The following is a 4,433-nucleotide window of genomic DNA, read 5'->3' on the forward strand; positions in this document are numbered from 1 at the left end:
GGAGTACGAGATCGAGCGCCTGATGCGCGAGGCGCCGTTCCTGCTCATCGGCGAGGGCACCAGCGAGATCCAGAAGACGATCATCAGCCGGGGTCTGCTGAAGACCTACGCCAGCAGGCGCTGAGCCCCCGGCGGCCGCGCCGTCCGGCAGGAAAACCAGGCGCGGACCGTCGGAGGGTCCCTCTACCGTGCGGTCGGGTCCCGGTGGTCGGGGCGGGCACGGGGGAGGTGGGCACGTGGGGCAGCACGCGGCGTTGGGCTGGCGTCGGCTGGCCGGTCCCGGCAGCACCGTCGCGCTGGTGCTCGCGGTGCTGGCCGCGCTCACCGAGACCGTCGGCACGGTGGTCACCGGGCGCATCGCCGAGGGGCCGACCCTCGGGCTGGTCGTGGTCCTGGCCGCCCTGCTCGTGGTGGCCGCCGCCGGCGAGGTCGTCGGCCGCACCCTGTTCGCCACCGCGGTCGGCCGGGCCGAGGGCGTCCTGCGGGCCGACCTGCTCGACGCCGTCCTGCACCAGCCGCTGACCACGCTGGAGGGCCAGGGCGTGGGAGAGCTGCTGGACCGGGTGGACGACGACACCCGGCAGCTGGCCACCCTGCTGCGGATCAGCGGCTGGGCGATGGGCCGGGCGGTGCTGCGCTCGGTGCTCGCCTGGGTGGCCGCCGGGTTGGTCTGGTGGCCGGCCTGGATCGCCTTCCCGCTGGTCGCTGCGCTGGTGCTCGCCGCCGTGCGCCGGCTGACCCCCGAGCTCGCCCGGTCCAAGACGGTGGAGGAGGAGGCCTGGTCCGACGGCGCGGCCCAGCTCGAGGAGGCCGTCGCCGGCCGGGACGACGTCCGCACGTCGCTGGGGCAACCGCACGTGCTGGCCCAGTTCTCCCAGCGGTCGGCGGAGATCCTCCGCCGCAACGGGCGCACCTCGAAGGTGGCCTCGCGGGTGGCGCTGCGCAGCGGGCTGGTCCTGCACGGGCTGCTCGCCGCCCTGGCGCTGCTGGCGATCGCCCTGGTCGACGGCGGCACGCTCGACGTCGCCACGCTGGTCACGCTGTGGCTGCTGGTCACCACGTTCGTCGGCCGGCTGGACGAGGTGAACCACCACCTGCCCGAGATGCACGAGGGCCTGGGCGCCCTGACCCGCATCCGCACGCTGATGGGCACCGCACCCGAGCCCACCGGCGGCGCCGCGCTGTCGGCCACCGACAGCACCATCGAGGTGCGCGGGCTGGACTTCGCCTACCGCAACGAGGGCCACACGGAGCCCTTCCACCTGCGCGTGGACGACTGGGTCGTGCCCGCCGGCACGACCTGCGCGCTGGTCGGCCGCAGCGGGGCCGGCAAGTCCACGCTGGCCAAGCTGCTGTCCCGCGCGGTGGAGCCGCCGGCGGGCACCGTGTCGATCGGCGGCCGGGACGTCGTCGACACCGACCTGCAGCAGCTGCGCGCCGGCGTCGGCGTGGTCACCCAGCGCACCGAGCTGCTGGCGGCGACGCTGGCCGAGAACCTCACCCTGTTCGCCGACGTGCCGCGGGCCCGGGTCGAGGCCGCCGTCGCCGAGCTGGGGCTGACCTCCTGGGTCGAGTCGCTGCCCGACGGGCTGGACACCCAGCTGGGCCCGCGCGGCACCAGCCTGTCCGCCGGGCAGGAGCAGCTGGTCGCCTTCGCCCGGCTGCTGGTGCGCGACGTGCGGGTGGTGGTGCTCGACGAGGCCACCGCCCGGATGGACCCGGCCACCGAGGAGCTGGTCACCCGCGCGGCCCGGCGGCTGCTGCGCGACCGCACCGGCGTCGTCGTCGCGCACCGGCTGGGCACCACCCGCTGGTGCGACTCGGTCGCGGTCCTGGACGCCGGGCGGGTCGTGCAGCACGGTCCCCGGACGGAGCTGGCGACCACGCTGGGCCCCTTCCGCGACCTGCTGGTCGCCGCCGGCTCGGCCGGCACCCTGGACGCGGCTGCGCCGGAGCCCGAGGTGGGCCCGGTCGCCGACGCGGGCCTGGCGGCTGCCCGCACGGACCGGCGCGATCCCCGGCCGGAGCCCCGGGCGCCACGGGTGCGGCTGGCGCGCACCGTCGTCCGGGCGGTCTTCGCGCACCCCGCCTGGGGCCTGACCGCCTGCCTGACGTTCTGGCTGGCCTCGCTCACCGGCACCTACGGGGTGCTCACCGGTGCCCTGTGGGGCGACCTGGTGGCCGGCCTGGAGCGGGGCGAGGGCCCGCGGGGGACGGCGGTCGCGCTGGCGGTGTCGCTGGTGGTGTCCTCGTTCTTCGTCGGCTGGGCGTTCCGCTGGTTCCCGCTGTGGTGGACCGGGGTGACCCTGCGCCTGCGGCTGGCGGTGCTGCGCGGGCAGACCGAGCAGCGCCGGCTGGCCCGCACCCCGCCGGGGGAGGTGACGGCCCGGGCGTTGGACTCCGACCGGCTGCTCAACCTCACCGACCGGTGGATCGACGTCGTGCTGGGCCTCAGCGCCACCGCGCTCACCGTCGTGGTCACCGGACAGCCGGTCGCCGGCCTGGTCGCCGGCGGCATCATCGTCGGCTCGGTCCTGGTCGCCGCGCTGGGTGCGCCCGCGGCCGGGCGCGCGGGGCGGCTGGCGGGCGATCAGCGCGCGGTCTTCGGCCGGCAGCTGGCCTCCTCGCTGGAGGCGGTGCGCACGGTCAAGCTGGCCGCCGCCACCGGGCACGTGCGCCGGCACCTGCACGAGGTGGACGCCCGCCGGGTCGCCGCCACCGTGCGGGAGACCCGGATCCGGACGCTGCTGGAGGGCGCGCCGGTGCTGCTGGTGCAGCTGGCGATCGTGGCCTCCTGGGCGCTGCACCTGACCGGCACCTGGGACCTGGCGACCGCGCTCACCGTGAGCACCGCGGTCAGCGGTTTCGGCTGGTACGGCATCACGGCGGGTCTTGCCGTGGTCGAGCGCCCGATCGCCGGGGTGTGGCTGCGCGAGGCGACCCGGCTGGCCGGCCGGGAGGACCTGGTCGCCGTCCCGCCGGGGGTCGACCTGGTCGCCGGCAGCGCCCCGGCCCCGCCGGACGGCGACCGCGTGCCGCTGCGCCGACTGCGGCTGACCGGGGTCACCGCGGTGCACGACGACGGCACCGTCGGGGTCTCCGGGGTGGACCTGGACGTGCCCGCCGGGTCGCTCATGCTGCTGGTCGGCCGGGTCGGGTCGGGCAAGTCCAGCCTGCTGGCCGCGCTCGCCGGGCTGGTGGACCACGAGGGCTCGATCCGCTGGAACGACACCGACGTCGACGACCCGCAGCTGTTCCTGCGGCCGGGCCAGGTGGCCCACGTCGCCCAGGTGCCGCGGGTGCTGTCGGGGACGATCACCGACAACATCGCGCTGGGCCACGCCCGCGAGGTCGACGGGGCGCTCGCCGCCGCCCGCCTGGAGACCGACGTGTCCGCCGCCGGCGGGGTCGGCACGCTGGTCGGCCACCGCGGGGTGCGGCTGTCCGGTGGGCAGGTGCAGCGGCTGGCGCTGGCCCGGGCGCTGGCCACCGACGCCGAGCTGGTGCTCGCCGACGACGTGTCCTCCGCGCTGGACGCGCGCACCGAGCTGGAGCTGTGGGCGGCGCTGCGGGAGCGCGGCGCCACCGTCGTGGGGGCCACGGCCAAGCGCGCGGCGCTGGCGCTCGCCGACCACGTCGTGGTGCTGGAGGGCGGCCGGGTCGCGGCGACCGGCCGCTGGTCAGACCTGGCGGAGGAGTGGGGGCACCTGGCCGGCTGACCGCCGGGTGCGGGAATCGGTCGCCGCAGGGCCGCCTTGTCCCCCGTATGAGAGCTGTCGGAGTGACCGAGTTCGGTGGACCCGAGGCCCTGCGCCTCCTCGACGTCCCGGAGGTGCACGCGGGCCCCGGTGAGGTGCGGATCGCCGTCCGGGCGGCGGCGGTGAACCCCACGGACACCTACGGGCGCAACGGCACGTACGCCCAGCGCGAGGGCGCCCCGCAGGAGATGCCGTGGATCCCGGGCATGGACGTCGCCGGGGTGGTCGACGAGATCGGCCCGGACGCCGACACCGACCTCGCCGTCGGCGACCACGTGATGGCGATCGTGGTGCCCTCGGGCGCGCACGGCGGCTACCGCGAGCAGATCGCGCTGCCGGCCGCCTCGGTGGTCCGGGTGCCGGCCGGTGTGGACGACGTCGCGGCGGCGACGGTGCCGATGAACGGGCTCACCGCCCGGCTGGCGCTGGACTCGATGGCCCTGGAGCCGGGCCAGGTGCTGGCCGTCACCGGCGCGGCCGGGGCGTTCGGCGGCTACGTGGTCCAGCTGGCCAAGGTCGACGGGCTGACCGTGGTGGCCGACGCCAAGGCCGAGGACGAGGAGCTGGTGCGCTCGCTGGGCGCCGACGTGGTGCTGCCCCGCGGTGACGGCTTCGCGGCCGCCGTCCGGGAGCGGTACCCCGACGGTGTCGACGGCCTGGCCGACGGCTCCCTGC

Annotated in this window: 3 protein-coding genes; all 3 read left to right on the forward strand. The window is 76.8% G+C overall.

Annotated elements, in window-relative coordinates; genetic code table 11:
- Positions 1 to 10 precede the first annotated feature (10 nt).
- On the forward strand, positions 11 to 124 hold the full coding sequence (locus tag ASG41_RS23120; protein ID WP_304438025.1) for an acyl-CoA dehydrogenase family protein: 114 nt from the start codon (positions 11 to 13) through the stop codon (positions 122 to 124).
- A gap of 112 nt (positions 125 to 236) precedes the next feature.
- Entirely contained in the window at positions 237 to 3,719 is a 3,483-nt protein-coding gene (locus ASG41_RS12405; protein ID WP_056295067.1) for an ABC transporter ATP-binding protein, read from the forward strand.
- Positions 3,720 to 3,781: 62 nt separating this feature from the next.
- Positions 3,782 to 4,433 (forward strand): NADP-dependent oxidoreductase (locus ASG41_RS12410; RefSeq protein ID WP_235564766.1); only part of this gene is annotated, 652 nt, incomplete at its 3' end.

It is taken from the genome of Modestobacter sp. Leaf380 (assembly GCF_001424485.1).
In the GTDB taxonomy this organism is placed as follows: Bacteria; Actinomycetota; Actinomycetes; order Mycobacteriales; family Geodermatophilaceae; genus Klenkia.